13 protein-coding genes are annotated in these 17,380 nt (G+C 73.3%); 7 read left to right on the forward strand and 6 right to left on the reverse strand.

All coding sequences use genetic code 11. From position 1 onward, the window contains the following. The coding region (locus tag ACZ4XX_RS26980; RefSeq protein ID WP_468510453.1) for an AfsR/SARP family transcriptional regulator at nt 1-1,302 on the reverse strand (1,302 nt) is incomplete at its 3' end. Between the two features lie 267 nt (nt 1,303-1,569). On the opposite strand from ACZ4XX_RS26980, the gene ACZ4XX_RS26985 reads away from it, so the two are divergent. Both ACZ4XX_RS26985 and ACZ4XX_RS26990 read left to right on the forward strand, forming a co-directional pair. Further along, nucleotides 1,570-3,651 carry a SpoIIE family protein phosphatase gene (locus ACZ4XX_RS26985; RefSeq protein WP_468510454.1) on the forward strand — a complete coding sequence of 694 codons (2,082 nt, stop codon included), beginning with the start codon at nt 1,570-1,572 and terminating at the stop codon, nt 3,649-3,651. A gap of 125 nt (nt 3,652-3,776) precedes the next feature. Beyond that, complete coding sequence (locus ACZ4XX_RS26990) at nt 3,777-4,802, forward strand: PHP domain-containing protein (RefSeq protein ID WP_468510455.1); 1,026 nt, start codon at nt 3,777-3,779, stop codon at nt 4,800-4,802. A gap of 119 nt (nt 4,803-4,921) precedes the next feature. Here ACZ4XX_RS26990 and ACZ4XX_RS26995 read toward each other — a convergent pair whose 3' ends face one another. Both ACZ4XX_RS26995 and ACZ4XX_RS27000 read right to left on the reverse strand, forming a co-directional pair. Then, the gene (locus ACZ4XX_RS26995; RefSeq protein WP_468510456.1) at nt 4,922-6,319 is read right to left on the reverse strand and encodes an NADP-dependent succinic semialdehyde dehydrogenase; all 1,398 of its coding nucleotides are present in this window, start codon (nt 6,317-6,319) and stop codon (nt 4,922-4,924) included. Between the two features lie 253 nt (nt 6,320-6,572). Further along, entirely contained in the window at nt 6,573-7,277 is a 705-nt protein-coding gene (locus ACZ4XX_RS27000; RefSeq protein ID WP_468510457.1) for a ThuA domain-containing protein, read from the reverse strand. Nucleotides 7,278-7,405: 128 nt separating this feature from the next. Between ACZ4XX_RS27000 and ACZ4XX_RS27005 the strand changes: the two genes are divergently transcribed. Continuing rightward, the gene (locus ACZ4XX_RS27005) at nt 7,406-8,245 is read left to right on the forward strand and encodes a DUF3626 domain-containing protein (RefSeq protein WP_468510458.1); all 840 of its coding nucleotides are present in this window, start codon (nt 7,406-7,408) and stop codon (nt 8,243-8,245) included. A 259-nt stretch (nt 8,246-8,504) separates the two neighbouring features. After that, nucleotides 8,505-9,311 (forward strand): class II aldolase/adducin family protein, encoded by an 807-nt coding sequence (locus ACZ4XX_RS27010; RefSeq protein WP_319312179.1) that lies wholly within the window; start codon nt 8,505-8,507, stop codon nt 9,309-9,311. On the opposite strand, the gene ACZ4XX_RS27015 is transcribed toward ACZ4XX_RS27010, so the two are convergent. Then, nucleotides 9,280-9,984: a TetR/AcrR family transcriptional regulator gene (locus tag ACZ4XX_RS27015; RefSeq protein WP_468510459.1), complete on the reverse strand. Its 705-nt coding sequence runs from the start codon at nt 9,982-9,984 to the stop codon at nt 9,280-9,282. The genes ACZ4XX_RS27010 and ACZ4XX_RS27015 overlap by 32 nt on opposite strands. Before the next feature lie 101 nt (nt 9,985-10,085). Between ACZ4XX_RS27015 and ACZ4XX_RS27020 the strand changes: the two genes are divergently transcribed. The 3 genes from ACZ4XX_RS27020 to ACZ4XX_RS27030 are packed head-to-tail and all read left to right on the forward strand — an operon-like array spanning nt 10,086 to nt 14,506. Then, the gene (locus ACZ4XX_RS27020) at nt 10,086-12,746 is read left to right on the forward strand and encodes an FHA domain-containing protein (RefSeq protein WP_468510460.1); all 2,661 of its coding nucleotides are present in this window, start codon (nt 10,086-10,088) and stop codon (nt 12,744-12,746) included. 3 nt (nt 12,747-12,749) lie between these two features. Further along, nucleotides 12,750-13,523 (forward strand): hypothetical protein, encoded by a 774-nt coding sequence (locus ACZ4XX_RS27025; protein WP_468510461.1) that lies wholly within the window; start codon nt 12,750-12,752, stop codon nt 13,521-13,523. Further along, nucleotides 13,523-14,506, forward strand: a complete 984-nt coding sequence (locus ACZ4XX_RS27030; protein ID WP_468510462.1) for a serine/threonine-protein kinase — start codon at nt 13,523-13,525, stop codon at nt 14,504-14,506. The genes ACZ4XX_RS27025 and ACZ4XX_RS27030 overlap by 1 nt, the downstream gene beginning before the upstream one ends. Here ACZ4XX_RS27030 and ACZ4XX_RS27035 read toward each other — a convergent pair. Both ACZ4XX_RS27035 and ACZ4XX_RS27040 read right to left on the reverse strand, forming a co-directional pair. Next, nucleotides 14,503-16,677: a HEAT repeat domain-containing protein gene (locus tag ACZ4XX_RS27035; protein WP_468510463.1), complete on the reverse strand. Its 2,175-nt coding sequence runs from the start codon at nt 16,675-16,677 to the stop codon at nt 14,503-14,505. The genes ACZ4XX_RS27030 and ACZ4XX_RS27035 overlap by 4 nt on opposite strands. A gap of 323 nt (nt 16,678-17,000) precedes the next feature. Continuing rightward, on the reverse strand, nt 17,001-17,279 hold the full coding sequence (locus ACZ4XX_RS27040; protein ID WP_468510464.1) for a hypothetical protein: 279 nt from the start codon (nt 17,277-17,279) through the stop codon (nt 17,001-17,003). Nucleotides 17,280-17,380 lie beyond the last annotated feature (101 nt).

Below are 17,380 nucleotides of genomic sequence, written 5' to 3' on the forward strand. Positions count from 1 at the left end.
CCCCACCGGCAACGGACCCAACGGCCGCACCACCTCCCCCGGCACCCCCAACGGCTCCCGGCTCGTCGCAAGAATCCGCAACTCCGGGCAACGGGTGAGAAGCACGTGCACGAGCTCCGCCGCCGCGGCGACCAGGTGCTCGCAGTTGTCGAGGACGAGCAGCATCCGCCGCCCGGCGCAGTGTTCGACGAGCTCGGCGAACGGGTCCTCCGGGTCCGCCGCGGCGACGGCCCCGCGGTGCCAGACGTGTGTCTCACGGGCACCCAGCGCACTGAGGACGGCCGCGACGACCGTGGACTCCTCGCGTACGGAGGCGAGTTCGGCAAGGTGGACCGGTCCGTCCTCGTACGTCCCGGCCGCCTCCAGGGCGAGCCGCGTCTTGCCGACGCCACCCGGCCCGGTGAGGGTGACGAGCCGCAGGTCACCCCACGCGGCGGTGAGCGCGCCCAGGTCGTCGTCCCGGCCGATGAAGGAGGTCAGCCGGGCGGGAAGACCGACCGTCCGTCCCGTCCCCTGGGGAACGGACGGGGGACGCGTGGGCGCGGGTGCCGGGTCCGCCAGGAGTTCGGCGTGGAGGGCGCGCAGTTCGGGTCCGGGATCCGTGCCCAGCCGGTCCGCGAGGCTCGCGCGGACCTCCTCGTACCCGGCAAGGGCCTCGGCGGGGCGCCCGGCCGCCCGCAGGGCGCGGATCCGCAGGGCCTGGAGGGGTTCGTCGAGCGGCTCTCCGGCGGCCAGGGCGGCGAGCGGTGCGAGGACCTCCGTGGCCCGTCCCAGGGCCAGGTCGGCGGCGAGCCGGTCGCGCCGTGCCTGTGTCCGCCGCTGTTCGGCCCGTACGACGAGGGGGTCGGTGTCCCGGCCGGGCAGATCCACGAGTGCGGGCCCCCGCCAGAGCGCGAGCGCCTCGTCGAGGAGGACGGCGGCCCGGGCCGGGTCGTCGGCGCCGAGCGCGGCGGACCCTTCGGCGGCGAGCCGTTCGAAGCGGTGGACGTCGACGGCGTCCGGGTCCGCGGCCAGCCGGTAGCCGCCGCCGGGCGCGGAGACGACGGCTTCCCGGCCCACGGCCCGGCGCAGCCGCCCGACGAGTGCCTGGAGCGCCGCCGTACGGTCCTGGTCCGGGTCCTCGGCGCGGTCGGCGTCGCCCCACACCTGGTCGATCAGCGCGCGGGTGCCCACCGCCCGCCCGCCGGCCGCCGCGAGAGCGGTGAGCAGGGCGCGGAGTCTGGCACCGCTCAGGACGGCCTCCGTCCCGTCGTCGGTACGGGAGGCCTGACACGGACCGAGAACGCGGTAGGGCGGCTGCACCGGCCCATTCTGCCCCGCCCCGCGCCGGGGGTCACCGGCGATTTCGTGCGGTGCCGCGGGACCGCCGCCCGCACCCCGCGGGCGCTCCGCTCCCGCCGCCGCCCGAGCCCTTCGTCCCCGCCTCCCGACCGCCCACCCTCCCCTCCCGCCCCTCCTCCCTCTCCCGCCCCCTCGCCCCCTCCTGGTCGCTCTCCCGCCGAGGCGAACTCGCGCCACGCCGTGTCATCGCCATGGCGTCGAAGGGGTGCGGGTTCGACAATGGGGAGGATGACCGATGAAGACCGGCGTACGCGCAATGGCGAGATCGGGCCCGCCGAGTGGCTCGCCATGAACCGGACCGGCAGCTTCGACTGGGATCTCGACACGGGCACCATCGATGTCGACCCGCCCGGGCTGCTGGTCTTCGGGGTGGCCCCGGACGCCTACGACGGCCGCCCGGTGACGCTGATCGCCCGCCTCGACCCCGACGAGCGGACCAGGCTGGAGGCCGTCGTACGGGAGGCGGTCACCAGCGGCGAGGTGTCGTACACCGCGCACTTCCCCATCCCGCAGACCGACGGACCACCCCACTGGACGCACGTGCAGGCGCGGATCCTGCGGTCGCCGGACGGGCGGGCGCGGCGGATCGTCGGCATCGTGCGTGACACGACCGCCGAGGTCACCCGCTTCGCGTTCGTCCAGGAGCTGGAGAAGCGGCGCGAGGTCCAGACGAACATCGTCGAGCGGACGACGGCCGCGCTGTCGCGCGCGGTGACCGTGGACGACGTGACGGCCGCCCTGACCGGCCCCGGCGGCCTGGCCAGGCTGGGCGCGGACGGCCTGGCGCTCGGCCTCGTCGAGAACGGCTCGCTGAACATCATCGCGCTCAGCGGCGAGACCCTCGACGCGCTCAACGACCTCCGGATCCGGCGGCTCGACCGGGGCCTGCCGCTGGCCGAGGCGGTGCTCAGCGGGCGGCCCCGGTTCGTCTCCTCGTTCCCGTCGCTCGGGCGGGACTTCCCCGAACTGGCCCCGTACCTGGCGCGGCTGAACTTCCGGGCGGCCTGCTATCTGCCGCTGGTGGCGCAGGCGCGTTCGCTGGGCGGCATGGCCCTGTTCTACCGGGGGCGCACCTCGTTCAACGCCGACGAACGCAACCTGGCCCTCGGGCTCGCGGCGATCGTCGCCCAGTCCCTCCAGCGGGCGATCCTCTTCGACGAGGAGCGGGAGCTGGCGACCGGTCTCCAGGCGACGATGCTGCCGCGCCGGATACCGCGGATCAGCGGCGGCGAGATCGCCGTGCGGTACCACGCGGCCTGGAGCGGACGGCAGGTCGGCGGCGACTGGTACGACGTGATCCCGCTGCCCCGCGGACGGGTCGGGATCGTCGTGGGCGACGTCCAGGGGCACGACACCCATGCCGCCGCCATCATGGGCCAGCTGCGCATCGCCCTGCGCGCGTACGCCGGTGAGGGACACGCCCCTTCGACGGTGCTGGCCCGCGCCTCCCGGTTTCTGGCCGAGCTGGACACCAACCGCTTCGCCACCTGCACGTACGCCCAGGTGGATCTGGGCAGCGGCACTCTGCGTGCCGTACGGGCCGGGCATCTCGGGCCGCTGATCCGGCACACCGACGGCCGGGTCGGGCAGCCCAAGCTGCGGGGCGGGCTGCCGCTGGGGCTCGCGACCGTGTTCGGCGACGAGGAGTTCCCCGAGACGCGGCTCGACCTCGTGCCCGGGGAGACCCTGGTGCTGTGCACGGACGGGCTCGTCGAGCAGCCCGGATCGGACATCGAGACCGGGCTCGCCGCGCTCTCGGGGGCCATCAGCAGCGGTCCGCCCCAGGCGGAGGCCCTCGCCGACCACCTCTCCGAACGCCTGTGGGAGCGCTGGGGCTCGGGCGACGACGTGGCCCTCCTGGTGCTGCGGCGCAGCCCGGACCCGGGCACGCCCCGCGCGCCGCGCATCCACCAGTACATCCACCAGGCCGATCCCCAGGGCCTGTCGGACGCGCGCGCGGCCGTGGGGCAGGCGCTGCGCGACTGGGGCATGTCGGAACTGGCCGACGACGCCGAGCTGTTGACGGGCGAGCTGCTCGTCAACGTCCTGCTGCACACCGAGGGCGGCGCGGTCCTGACCCTGGAGGTGCTGCCCGAACCGGTGCGGCGGGTACGGCTGTCGGTGCAGGACAGGTCGAGCGCCTGGCCCCGGCGGCGTACCCCCGGCGAGGCTGCCACCTCCGGGCGCGGACTGCTGCTGCTCGACGCGCTGGCGCTGCGCTGGGGCGTCGAGCCGCGTGGCGAGGGCAAGGCCGTGTGGTGCGAGATCGGACCGGCGGAGGTGCCGGCCGACGCCGTGAAGGGTGCCTGAGGAAGACCTGGGGAAGGCCCGGGGAAGCACTGCGGAAGACCTGGGAAGGACCTGGGGAAACACCCCTGAGGAGGGGCCCGAGGAGAAGCCAGGGGACGGGCCCCGAGGAAGCGAGGAGCGACGTCATGGATCCTGTGGCCGCCCTGAACCGGATCGCGTTCCTCCTTGAGCGCGCCCAGGCTCCCGGGTATCGGGCGCGGGCCTTCCGAACGGCCGCCGCCGCGGTCTCCGCCCTGCCGGAGGGGGAGGCCGCCACGCGTGCGGCGGCGGGCACCCTGGAGTCCGTGAAGGGCCTCGGGCCCAAGACGGCGGCGGTGGTGCGCGAGGCCCTGGACGGGCGGGTCCCGGAATATCTGGCGGGGCTCGAGGCGGAGCTCGAGGAGTCGCTGCGGACGGCCGAACCGACGAGCGGGGGCGAGGCGTTGCGGGCGGCCCTGCGCGGCGACTGCCACCTTCACTCGGACTGGTCCGACGGCGGCGCCACGATCGAGGACATGGGCCGCGCGGCGGCGGAGCTCGGTCACGAGTGGGCCGTGCTCACCGACCATTCGCCCCGGCTCACGGTGGCGCGGGGCCTGTCGGCCGAGCGCCTCCTGGAACAACTGGACGTGGTGGCGCGACTGAACGAGGAGTGGGCGCCGTTCCGTCTGCTCACCGGGATCGAGTGCGACATCCTGGAGGACGGTTCGCTCGACCAGGAGCCCGAGCTCCTGGACCGCCTCGACCTCGTGGTCGGTTCGGTCCACTCGAAGCTCCGCATGGACGGGAAGGCGATGACCCGCCGGCTCGAACGGGCCGTGCGCAACCCGCTGATGGACGTGCTCGGGCACTGCACGGGTCGCCTGGTGGCGGGCGGACGGCTGCGACCGGAGTCGGAGTTCGACGCCGAGCGGGTGTTCGCCGCCTGCGCCGAGTCCGGGACGGCGGTCGAGATCAACAGCCGCCCCGAACGACTCGACCCGCCGCGACGGCTGCTGCGGCTCGCGGTGGCGGCGGGCACCTACTTCGCGGTGGACACGGACGCGCACGCGCCGGGCCAGCTGGGGTGGCAGATCCTCGGCTGCGCGCGGGCCGAGGAGTGCGGAGTGCCGGAGGACCGGGTGATCAACACGTGGTCGGCGGAACGGTTGTCGGAGTGGACTCGGAGCTGAGGGGGGACTCGGAGTCGAGGGGGGGGTGACCCGGGCCTGCGGGGGTGACCCGCGTGAGGGCCCGCGACCGGAAGCCGGCGGACCTCGGCCTCGACCCGCGCGAACCGCCCGTCCGGTGCTCAGGCCCGCTGCCAGACCGTCGTCGCGTTGCAGAACTCGCGGATGCCGTGCCCGGAGAGCTCACGGCCGTACCCGGAGCGCTTGATCCCGCCGAAGGGGAGGGCGGGGTGCGAGGCCGTCATGCCGTTGACGAACACGCCCCCGGCCTCCAGGTCGCGCACGAAGAAGGCGACGTCCTCCGAGGAGCGGGTCCAGACGTTGGAGCTGAGGCCGAACGGAGAGTCGTTGGCGACGGTCACGGCCTCCTCGACGTCACGGACCGGGTACACCGTGGCGACCGGCCCGAAGGTCTCCTCCTGGTGGATCCGCATCTCCGGGGTGATGCCGGCGAGGACGGTGGGCCGGTAGTACCAGCCGTTCGCGAGCCCCGGCTCCTCCGGCCGGTGGCCGCCGCACAGGGCGGTGGCGCCCCGCCGTACGGCGTCGTCGACGAGCGCCTCCAGGTCGGTGCGGCCCTGCTCGGTGGCGAGGGGGCCGACGTCGGTGGACTCGTCGAGGGGGTCGCCGACGGTCAGGGCGTTCATGGCGGCGGTGAAGCGCTCGGAGAAGTCGTCGTACACGTCCTGGTGGACGATGAACCGCTTGGCGGCGATGCAGGACTGTCCGTTGTTCTGCACGCGCGCGGTGACGGCCGTCTTCACGGCCCCGACGATGTCGGCCGAGGGCATGACGATGAACGGGTCGCTGCCTCCGAGTTCCAGGACGGTCTTCTTGACCTCGTCGCCCGCGACGGAGGCGACGGCCCTGCCCGCGGGTTCGCTGCCGGTGAGGGTGGCGGCGACGACCCTGGGGTCCCGAAGGACGCGCTCGACGTCGCCGGAGCCGATGAGCAGGGCCTGGAAACAGCCCTCGGGGAATCCGGCGCGGCGGAAGAGGTCACCGAGGTAGAGCGCGGTCCTCGGCACGTTGGAGGCGTGCTTGAGGAGACCGGTGTTGCCCGCCATGAGCGCCGGCGCGGCGAAGCGGATCACCTGCCAGAGCGGGAAGTTCCACGGCATGACGGCGAGGATCGGGCCGAGGGGCCGGTAGTGGACGCGCGCCACGTCGGCGCCGGAGTCCTGGACGTCGCTCTCCGCGGGATGCTCGTCGGCGAGCAGTTCCTCGGCGTTGCGGGCGTACCAGCGCATCGCCTTGGCGCACTTGGCGGCCTCCGCGCGGGAGGCGGCGATCGGCTTGCCCATCTCGACGGTCATGGTGTGCGCGATGTCCTCGGTGTCCTCGTCGAGGAGACCGGCGGCGGCGCGCAGCAGGCGGGCGCGTTCGGCGAAGGAGGTGGTGCGGTACTGGCGGTACGCCTCGTGAGCGGCGGCGATCCGCCGCTCGACCTCCTCGGGCCCGTGGGCCTCGTAGACGCGCAGCGTCTCGCCGGTCGCGGGGTTCACCGTGGCGATGCCCATGACGGGTCTCCTCCTGACATCGGCCCCCGTCTGCACGCTTCCGCTAAGCGGGGCTCGGCGCAACAGGGGCGGTGCGGTGGGGTGACCCGAAAACGGCGGCGACCTCGGGAAACGTGGCCGCCGGGCGGTTTCCGGGTCCTGTCGTCACACTCCCGTCGTCGCCCGAAGGGCGGCGAGAGCGTGCGCATGACATCGCGGGGCGGGCGGGAGGCCGCGGGGCAGGCGGGAGTGGGGACGACGGCACATCCCGTAGCTACGCGGTGAGCCAGGTCAGGGCGCCGGAGAGGTGGGCGCGGAACACGGGGTCACGGTACGTCTCCGAGGCGTGGCCGAGCGCGGTGAAGAACACCCGCCCGCCGTCGGTCTCCCGGCACCAGACCAGCGGGTGGTCGTCACCGTGGGTGCCGCCCCGGTACGAGGTCTCGTCGGCCCGGGCCAGGATCCGCACCCCGGACCCCGCGCCTCCCGCGGCCTCCGGGCTGTCTCCGGGCCCTGCGGCGCCCCGCGGGTCGGACGTGAAGTTGTACCACTCGTCGGTCCAGGCCCAGCGGGCCGGCAGCGGGGCCGTCGCGGGGTGGTCGTGGTCGTCGACGAGGACGATGCCGGGCTGTATCTCGGGGTGCCCGTCGAAGCGGGTGCCGAGCAGCTCGCCGTAGAATGGCCAGTCGGGCTCGGCGTTGGCCGCCGCGTGGACGGCGAGGAGGGCGCCGCCGCCCCTGAGGTACGTCTCGAAGGCGGCGCGCCCCTCCGGCGTCAGGACGTTCCCGGTCGTGGACAGCAGGACGACGACGGCGCACTCGGCCAGGCGCGCGGGCGTGAAGGCGTCCGGGTCCTCGGTCACCTCGGCCTTCAGTCCGAGGTCGTGTGCGAGCTCCGTGAGCGCGGCGGCCCCGTCGGGGATCGAGTCGTGTCGGTAGCCCGCGGTGCGGGTGTAGATCAGGACGTCCGGGGTGGGCACGCGGGGACTCCAGGGGTCAGGGTGGCGGACGAGGGGCGAGGAAGCGAGTAAGCGCTTTCTGGACGGGATCGACCGTAGTCAGCGAAAACCCCGGGCCGCAACCCTCACCCCTCCGTCACACTGCCCCGATGACACGCATCAACGCCGCGGCACACCCCCACACGCATCCTTGCGCACGGCGCGCCCTCGCCCATGTGGCGGCCCGATCCACCGGCGAGGCGATCGACCCCGCCCTGCGTGTCACCCTCAACTTCCACCCGCACTTCCTCGACCGGCTGGCCGACGAGGGGGTCTACCGCTCCCAGTTCGTCACCGGAACCAGCAACGGCGGCCTCACCGCCCACCCCGGCGGCGACCGGCATCGCTGGGAGAGCCGCATCTTCGGCGGAACGTACGACGAGGCACCGGCGGACGCGCGCCCCGTCTACGGCGCCCTCGACTTCCGCCGCCGCCCGTTCGGCGCCGCGCCCCGCTTCGGCTCCGCCCATCTGCGGCTGACCGCGGCCGCCGTGGACCGGGCGACCTTCTGCTATCCGGACAGCTTCCTGGAGCCCGCCGACTTCGGCGTCGCGGCCCGGATGGGCCTGATCGCGCTCGCCGAGAAGGACGACAAGGACCCGCTCGACGACTACATCGAGGCGCAGATCCACGGTCCGGTCCACATCGGACGCGATGCGGAGGCGCTGGTCCTGGACCCGAGCCACCGGGGCACGGAGGTGGAGGCCGCGGCCCGGCGCCTGCCGTGCCCGGTGGAGTGGCACGGCGGATTCGGCCTGTCCGTCGACGAACTGAGGCGGCATCCCGGGTTCCGGGGGCAGGAGTACGTGGAGCTCGGCGCCCGGATCGCGGTCGGCGGACGGCTCGATGCCCGGATCGTGCAGGAGGCGGCGGGCTCGGGGCGGTACGACCCGCAGGAGGTGAAGAAGGTCTGGCACTACCTGGCCCGCTTCGGCGCGCCGGCCGCGTGACCGCTCGATCGAGTGACCGCCCGATCGCCAGACCGCCACCGCCTGACCACGTGACCGCGTGACCGCGTGACCGCGTGACCGGCGTACTCCGTGACGCGTTTCTCGATGCGCGCTCAGATCCGTTGTCGTATCGGATACACCTCTGTATCTTTTGGACCGCCGGCCTCCGGCCCGCCGTGCCCCGCCCGTGCCCGCCCGTGCGTCCGCCCGTGCGTGGCCCGCGCCGACCCGTGCCCCACCCGCTCACCGAGGAGCCGTCATGAGCACCGTGCCGCCCGCGCTCGCCGCCGCCGTCGGGCCGTTGCCCGAAGGGGTCGTCCTTCCGCTGCCGCCCGCCTTCGATTCCGTCGAGGAGGAGCGCCGGTACCGCAAGGAGCAACTCGCAGCCGGTTTCCGCATCTTCGGGAGGTTCGGCTTCTCCGAGGGGGTCGCCGGACACATCACCGTCCGCGACCCCGGCGACCCGAACGCCTTCTGGGTCAACCCCTTCGGCATGAGCTTCGGCCAGATCAAGGCCTCCGACCTGATCCTGGTGGACCACGAGGGGACCGTACTGGAGGGGCGCAGGCCCGTGAACCGGGCCGCGTTCGTCATCCACTCGCGGGTCCACGCCGCCCGGCCCGACGCGATCGCCGCCGCACACTCGCACTCCCTGTACGGCAAGGCCTTCTCCAGCCTCGGCATCCCGCTCGACCCGATCACCCAGGACGCCTGCGCCTTCTTCGAGGACCACGGGATCTACGACGACTACCGGGGCGTCGTCAACGAGACCGAGGAGGGCGAGCGGGTCGCGAAGGCGCTGGGCGACCACAAGGCGGTCATCCTCAAGAACCACGGACTGTTGACCGTCGGTCAGTCCGTCGCCGAGGCCGTGTGGTGGTTCGTCACCATGGAGCGGTCCTGCCAGGCGCAGCTCCTCGCGATGGCGGCGGGCACGCCGCAGCACATCGACCGGGAGACGGCCCTGCTCACGCGTGGGCAGATCGGCGGGCATCTGGCCGGCTGGTTCCAGGCGCGCCCGCTGTGGGATCAGATCACGGCGTCGGACCCGGACCTCTTCGACTGACTCCCGGCCCCGGTCGACCGTCGTCCTCGACGCCGGTGCCGGTGCCGGTGCCGGTCCTGGTGCCGGGGATCTCCCGCGTCGTCACCTCCAGGAGCGGGGCGAGGAACTGTCGCTCCAGGCTGCCCGGCGGCAGCTCCGCCGGCTCCACGTAGCTCTGCGCGAGTCCGCCCTCGCGCAGGGCGATGAGGAGGCGCGCGAACCGGTCGGCGTCCACGGTCAGTTCACGCCCCGCCCGGCGCAGGACGAGGGTGAGCCCGCGGGCGATCTCGGCCCGCAGTCGCGCGTCGTGGCGTGCGAGCACCCAGGCGGCCTGCGGGTCGCGGATGGCATGCAGGGTGAACTCGGTGGTGACGAGATACCAGTCCCGCTCGTCCGGTTCGACCCGGGCGGCGAGTTCCGCGAGCCGGGTCAGGGTGTACTCCTCGGCGGTCAGCGCGTCGATCGACTCGCCGAGCCGTCGTACGGTCCGGTCGCTGTGCTCGTCGAAGAGGGCGAGGAAGAGCTCTTCCTTGCTGGCGAAGTTCGAGTAGTACGCGCCCCGCGTGTATCCGGCACGCTCACAGATCTGCTCGATCGTCGTCGCGTGGAAGCCGTGCTCGGCGAAGGTCTCCAGGGCGGCCTTCAGCAGCGCCGCGCGGGTACGGGGCCGCCGCCTGGTGACACCTTTCGGCACGGGTGCTTCCTCCTTCGTCCGGGCCGCGTCCTGCGGCGGACGCCACCCTACCGGCGGCCCCATCCCGGGCACGGATGACCACCGGCGGATAATATTCACGCATGGGAGAGCGACCCGTCGCGCCCGCGGCGCCCCATCTGGTCCTCGAGATCGACGGGGACGCGACCCGGATCAGTCCGAGCCGTGTCTATCGCATCGGGCGCGACCCCACCAGCGACATCGTGCTCGCGGACGCGCGCGCGTCCTGGCATCACGCGGTGCTCAGCGCCGCCGCCGGCCATTGGACCCTCGCGGACGAGAACAGCACGAACGGCACCTTCACGGACGGCCTGCGGGTCGACGGACCACGGGAGGTGGGCCCCGGAACGGTCGTACGGTTCGGTCATCCGGAGGACGGACCGCGCGCGGTGCTGTCGTCGGGAACGGCCCCGGCCGGCCCGGAGGCATCACCCCACCCCGAACCGACGGCGCAGCCGGACGCACCACCGGAGGCACCGCCGCACCCCGAACCGGCGCCTGCACCCGAACCCGCAGCGGCCGCCCAGCCGGAGCCCCCGCCCGCTCCGGCGACACCGGCACCTGCTCCGCCGCCGGTACCCACGCCCGAGCAGGCCCCTGCCCACGCCCAGCCGCCTACCCCGGCCCCTGATCCGGCCCCCGCGGCCTCCCTCGTGGAGCCCGCCCCCGCACCGTCCTCCCCCTCCCCCGTGCCCTCCGACCCCGTCACCCCGCAGAACGCACCTCCCCGGCTCTCCTCGGTCTCGCATCCCGCCGCCACCGGTACCTTCCGGCAGCCGACGTCCGTGCGGCCGTTGCCCGCCCACAGCATCCGGATCGGCCGTGCCCCCGACAACGACGTCGTCGTCCCCGATCTCGTCGTCTCCCGGCGCCACGCCGAACTGCGCGCCCATCCCGACGGCACGTACTGGATCCATGACCTGGGAAGTCACAACGGCACCTATCTCAACGGCGCCCCCGTCGTCGACGCCCGTGTGACGCCGGACGACATCGTCGGTGTCGGCCACTGCGCGTTCTGCCTCATCGGCGGACAGCTCGTCGAGTTCACCGACACCGGCGAGGTCTCCCTCGACGTCCAGTCGCTCGCCGTCACCGTCGACCACGGACGGAAGACCCTCCTCGACGAGGTGTCGTTCCCCGTGGGCGAGAAGTGCCTGCTCGGGGTCGTCGGACCGTCCGGCGCCGGGAAGTCGACGCTCCTGGGCGCGCTCACCGGGCAGCGCCCCGCCGACCGGGGCACGGTGCTCTACGACGGCCGTGACCTGTACCGGGACTACGCCGAGCTCCGGCAGCGCATCGGGCTCGTCCCTCAGGACGACATCCTGCACCTCCAGCTGACCGTGCGCCGGGCCCTCGGGTACGCCGCCGAGCTGCGCTTCCCCGAGGACACCGAGCCGGACGAGCGGCGGGCCCGGGTGGACGAGGTGATGCAGGAGCTGGGGCTCGTGGAGCGCGCGCAACAGCCGATCCACAGCCTCTCCGGCGGCCAGCGCAAGCGGGTGAGCGTCGCGCTCGAACTGCTCACCAAGCCCTCGCTGCTCTTCCTCGACGAGCCGACGTCCGGCCTCGACCCGGGCATGGACCGGTCCGTGATGCACATGCTGCGCGGGCTCGCGGACGACGGCCGGACGGTCGTCGTCGTCACGCACAGCGTGCTCAGTCTGGACGTGTGCGACCGGCTGCTCGTCCTCGCGCCGGGCGGCCGGGTCGCCTACTACGGGCCACCGGCGGACTCCCTCGGCTTCTTCGGTTTCGACCAGTGGCCGGAGGCCTTCGAGGCCTTCGAGAACGACCGGGAGCGCGACTGGGCCGGCCTGTACCGGTCCTCCCGCTTCCACCGCCGTTACGTCGCCGACGCGACGGCCCGCCCGAACGTCCCCGTTCCGGGAGGCTCCCCGGTGGAGCGGGAACCGGCCCCGCCGCCGAAGGCGCAGAGCTGGGGCTCCCAGCTGCGGACGCTCGTGCGCCGGTACACCGCGGCGCTCTCCGCCGACCGCACGTTCCTGGCCATCATGATCGCTCTGCCGTTCGTGATGGGTGCGATGGCGCGGGCTCTGTCCGAGGGCGCCTTCAACCAGGAGTCGACGCTGAACGTCCTGCTCATCCTCTGCGTGGGCGGCGTGCTCACGGGCGCGGCGAACGCCGTCCGTGAGCTGGTCAAGGAACGCACGATCTACCGGCGCGAGAGAGCCGTCGGCCTGTCCCGCTCGGCGTATCTCGCATCCAAGATCGTCGTCCTGGGTTCGATCACGGTCGTCCAGGCCGTCGTCCTGACCCTGGTGGCCCTGATCGGCGTCCCGCTGAACGTGCCCGGCGGCAAGGGTGTCCTGATGCCGCCGCTCGTGGAGATCACCCTCGCCGTCGCGCTGCTGTCGTTCACGGCGATGATGCTCGGTCTGCTCGTCTCCGCCCTGGTCCGCAAGGAGGAGGTGACCATGCCGCTGCTCGTCCTCCTCGCGATCGTGCAGGTGGTGTTCTGCGGTGCACTCCTGACCGTGCGGGGGACGCCCGTCCTGGAGCAGCTGGCGTGGCTGGTGCCGTCGCGGTGGGCGTTCGCGGCGATGGGCGCCACCGTGGACATCGGGACGGTGGCGCCGAGCGACAAGACCACGGATCCGCTGATGGACCACACGGCGGCGGCCTGGCTGTTCGACATGGGCATGATGGTCGTGCTCTGTCTCGTCATCGGTCTGCTCGTGGCGCGGCTGCTGCGCCGCCACGAGCCGGTCGTCATGCGGAGGTAGCCCGTGAGCGTCCCCGTACCCGAGTACGTACCGGACTTCCGGCCCACCCATGTCGTACCCCGTGACGGTCTCGACACCTGGGAGGGGCCGGATCCGGAACTGCCCACGACGCCGCTCGACGCGTTCCTGCCGGTGCGTCTGGAGGAGCGGGCCGGCGACTGGGGGCGGATCCTGTGCTCCAACGGCTGGACGGCCTGGGTCGACGCGCGGCGCCTGGTCACCGTCCCGGACGACCCTCCGGCGGCGGGGCAGCCACTCGCCAGGACCGCCGACCCGCGCCCGCTGATCGCCCGCGCCGAGGACGCGCTCGGCCGCTACCGGCGGGCGGCGGAGGCACTGGGGGCGGGTCGCCTCGACGGTGAGAACTTCCGGCTCCGGACGCGCGGCCTACGGGTGGGCATGGTGGTGGACGGCGAGTCGGTGTGGCTGTACGACGCGGAGCACGAGCGGTGGGTGTACTGCGACGGGGTGGGGCTGAGTACGTACGCGGCGGCGTCGGCGCCCTCGGCCGCCTCCCCGGTGTCCCCCGCCGCCGACGCGGCGCACCCCGACGAGACCGCGGGAGCCGGTGAGGGCGACGGTCACGACCGGTCCGCCGCCGCGCCCCCCGACCACGAGCCGACCCAGGTGGTGCTGCGGGGCGACGCTCCGCCGGCCGCCGGACCGCCGCCGACCCAGGTCGTGCCACGGCCGCAGGCGGACCCCGCCGCGGCCCCGGCGCCGCCGCCCACGCAGATCGTGGAACGGCCGCCGCCCCGAACGGCCGGTGAGGAGTGATGGCCGGCGGACCGGGCGACGAACCGGAGCTGCCGGCGGGCCGTCCCTCCGGACTCCTGGGCAAGGAGATCGCGGGCTACCGGGTGGAGAGCGAGATCGGCCGCGGCGGGATGGCGGTCGTGTACCGGGCGCGGGACCTGCGGCTCGACCGGACCGTGGCGCTGAAGCTGCTCGCCCCCGAGCTGGCCCGTAACGACACCTTCCGCAGGCGCTTCGCGCACGAGTCGCGGGTCGCCGCCTCGATCGACCACCCCCACATCGTGCCGGTCTTCGACGCGGGCGAGACGGAGGGCGTGCTGTACATCGCGATGCGGTACGTGGCGGGGCAGGACCTGGTGGCCCTGCTGGACCGCGAGGGGCCGCTGCCGCCCGGGAAGGCGGGGCGGATCGCCGTACAGGTGGCCTCGGCCCTGGACGCGGCGCACGCCCACGACCTGGTGCACCGGGACGTGAAGCCCGGCAACATCCTGGTCGCGGAGGGTACGGACCGGGACCATCCGGAGCACGTGTACCTCACGGACTTCGGCCTGACGAAGAAGTCGCTGTCGCTGACGGGGTTCACCACGGTGGGCGAGTTCGTCGGCACGCTGGACTACGTGGCGCCCGAGCAGATCTCGGGGAAGCCGGTGGACGGCCGGTGCGATGTGTACAGCCTGGCGTGTGTGGTGTTCGAGACGCTGGTGGGAGCGCCTCCGTTCCGCCGTGACACCGACTGGGCGGTGCTGTGGGCGCAGCAGTACGACCCGCCGCCGCCGCTCTCCGAAGTGCGGCCGGGGCTGCCGGAGTCGGCGGACGCGGTGTTCGCGAAGGCGCTGGCGAAGACACCCGAGGAGCGGTACGGGACATGCCTGGAGTTCGTGGCCGAGCTGCGGGCGGCGCTGACGACGGGCGGTGCCGGGCCGGTGGTGACGAAGGGCCGGGATCCGCTGACTCCGCCGCGGGACCCGCCCGCGTGGGCGAGGCCGGTGTTCCGGAACCGTTAGGGCGTGTCCTGTCGATCAGGCCGGATCTTGGAGCGGTGTCCTGCGTCGACAGGAGTGTGACGACGGCATCTGGGCCGTTCCTCCGCCTCACCACCCCAGTACCCGAACTGCGTTGTGTAGAGAGGCCCGAGTACACGCCTGAGTACGCGACCCCTTCGGCTCCGGAACCCGGGCGTGCGAACGTGCGTCCATACGGGCCGGGGGCCGGGGTGGCCCGGGCGGGAAGAGGGGGCGGACGTGGACCTGTTCGACGGTGAGCTGGGCGGTCGGGACGAGCACCAGGTGGAAGCGGGGGGCGGCTGTTCCTGGTTCTCCGTGGTCCTGATCGGGCTCGTGATCCTCGTGATCGTCGGCATGAACTGGTTCTTCGACTTCGTCAGAGGTCTGCTCTGACGGTGCCCGCCGGAGCAGCGGCGCTCGCACACCCGAGGGCTTCCTCGACCAGTCCGCGCAGTTCCTCGTCCTCGAGGATCCTGAGGTATCCCCATTCCACGCACAGGCGACGCTCCGACTGCCGCACCGTCAGCAGCGCCGTACGGACCGCCGGGCTGATCTCGCCCATGCGGATCAGTGCCCTGAGAGCCTCTCGGAAGAGCCCGCAGCCGTCTCCGCCGTCGGCGACCGGCGGGATGAACTCCTCCAGGACCCTCAGGGTCGGTTCGGCCCTGCCGGTGATCTCCCAGAGCGGCCGCCGCGCCGATCCGGGACCAGTGCGTGGTGTTCTCCATCGCGGCGCGCACTCCGTCGGCATAGGGCGCCGCGTCGCGACCGAACTCGGCCAGGGCCATGACGGGTGCGCGCCAGGGATCTTCCGCCGTCATGACCGCCTCACCCAGGGTCCTCAGCACCTCCTGTCGGTCTCCGCCGATCCGCAGGACCGTCCGTGCCAGCAGGTCGTGGTTGCCCGGATGGTCCAGCACCTGGCAGGTGCGCAGGGCGGGTCCGGCCGAGGCGGCGGCCGGTCCCATCGCCGACAGCAACCTGAGCACCGTGACCGAGGTACGGGTGTCGGTGAGCAGCGGGAGGAGGTCGGGCAGCGCGGCCGTCAGTGCGTCCCCGCCCCAGGCCGCCAGCACGTCGAGGAACGCGCGGGTGGCACCGGCTCCGGGCCCGCTCTCCCGGATCGTCTGCAGCATGGCGGGCAGCAGGACGTCCGCGTGCGCGCGCAGGGGTGTCAGTACCTCCGTGATCTCCGGACGTCTCGGCTCGCTGACGACGTAGGCGCGACACTGCTCCTCCTCCTGTGCGCGGAGCTGCTCGATCAGCCCCGGCAGGGCGCGCGGGTCACCGATCCGGGTCAGTGCCCACCGGGCGAACTCCCGGACCGTTCCGTCGAGAAGGTCGTCGGACGCGTGGTCGTCGAGCAGTCCTGCGAGCCGGTCCGCGTAGGGTGCCGCCGCCGGGCCGAGCACCGCGAGGATGTTCGCCGCCCTCAGCCGTACGGCGCCGTCCGCGTCGGTCAGCAGTTCGCCGGCGAACGGCAGCGGGACGGCCTCCACGGAACGCCTGTCGGAGAGCAGGAGCCACGCCGCGTCGAGTGCCTCCCGGCACAGCGCGGCGTCCGCCGAGCGTCGGGACCTCTCGATCAGCGCGACGACGAAGGAGAGTCGGGCCTCGACGTCGTGCGCGAGCAGCTCGACCGTCCGCCGCAGCACGTCCTCGCGCGTCCAGGGGTCGTCGACGTTCGGGCTGTACCAGACCTCTTCGAACCGCGGTCTCAGGTCGAGGTCGCGGATCACCTCGATCGGCACCTCCATGTGCCGGAGCGGCAGGTCGCGGTCGAGTCCCGCCGGGGCGTGCACGGCCGCGACCCACAGGACCGGGTCGGCGGTGTCCTGCATGCCGGTCAGCACCGCCCGTACCTCGTCGGCCCGCTCCCCGGCCCGTCCGGCGGCGGTCTCCTCGCCGAGGGCGAGCAGGAGCGGCAGCCGTACCGCAGGGTCCGTCTCCACTCGCCGGCGTTCCAGGAGCCTTTCGGTGCCGACGGACAGCGCCGTCCCCGCCCGCCGCATCGCCGGCTCCGGATCCGAGAGCAGTGCCCACGCCCCGGACCAGTCCTCGCCGTTCAGAGCGGGTGCCTGCATCACCGCCGGCACGTCGACGAGTTCGCAGAGCACCTTCACCGGCACGACGGGGTCGGCGGCGCGGGCGATGATGAACGGCAGGGCCACCGCCGCCGCGGACGGCGGCTCGCCGCCGTCCCTCGCGGTGAGTACAGCGGGTGGGTGTCCTCCGCCTTCGCCGCCGCACCTGCCGTGAGGAGACGACGAAGTGCCCGCCGGACGTCCTTGACGGGCTCCGACGGGCTTCCCGTCTCCAGGCAGTCCCACACCACCGCGTCGAACGCTCTCAGCGACATCCCCGTCCCCACTGCCTCGTTCACCCCACACCCTCAGGCCGGTCCACCGACGCGCGCGTCTCACCTTCGACACTCCGCACCGCAGGCCCACTTCCCACGCGTTGCGGACGCCGCAGGCTCAGGACCCCGTCCGGATCACAGCCATCCCGCCCAGCCGAAGGTCAGGAGATAGGCGCGCGTGGCGGCGGCCCGCCCGCGGCGGCCGCCGCGGACGGCCGCGAGGAGCGCGACGACGAACAGGAACACGACCGCTCCACCGACGATCGCGGCCCACGACACACCGCCGAGGGCAGCGACCAGGCCCACGGCGCAGACCGTCACGGCGAGCCCGGCGTGGGCCCCACGCATGCTCACACGGAACAGCTCGCGCACGACTCGACGGTCCTCCGCGAGGACCTTCTCGTAGGCGTTCACCTCTCGCCCCGCGCCTTCCCCGGTCTCCCTGCCTCGCTCCACATGCCCTCCCCATAGCGCCGCGGCCCGGACTGAGCCCCCGTGTTCAGACGCCTGAGCCC

The sequence above is a fragment of the Streptomyces sp. NPDC029956 genome (assembly GCF_055574655.1).

Coding starts and splice junctions, on each gene's coding strand:
- ACZ4XX_RS26985 (WP_468510454.1), top strand. CDS start 1,570: ATGACCGATGAAGACCGGCGTACGCGCAATGGCGAGATCGGGCCCGCC.
- ACZ4XX_RS26990 (WP_468510455.1), top strand. CDS start 3,777: ATGGATCCTGTGGCCGCCCTGAACCGGATCGCGTTCCTCCTTGAGCGC.
- ACZ4XX_RS26995 (WP_468510456.1), bottom strand. CDS start 6,319: ATGGGCATCGCCACGGTGAACCCCGCGACCGGCGAGACGCTGCGCGTC.
- ACZ4XX_RS27005 (WP_468510458.1), top strand. CDS start 7,406: ATGACACGCATCAACGCCGCGGCACACCCCCACACGCATCCTTGCGCA.
- ACZ4XX_RS27010 (WP_319312179.1), top strand. CDS start 8,505: ATGAGCACCGTGCCGCCCGCGCTCGCCGCCGCCGTCGGGCCGTTGCCC.
- ACZ4XX_RS27020 (WP_468510460.1), top strand. CDS start 10,086: ATGGGAGAGCGACCCGTCGCGCCCGCGGCGCCCCATCTGGTCCTCGAG.
- ACZ4XX_RS27030 (WP_468510462.1), top strand. CDS start 13,523: ATGGCCGGCGGACCGGGCGACGAACCGGAGCTGCCGGCGGGCCGTCCC.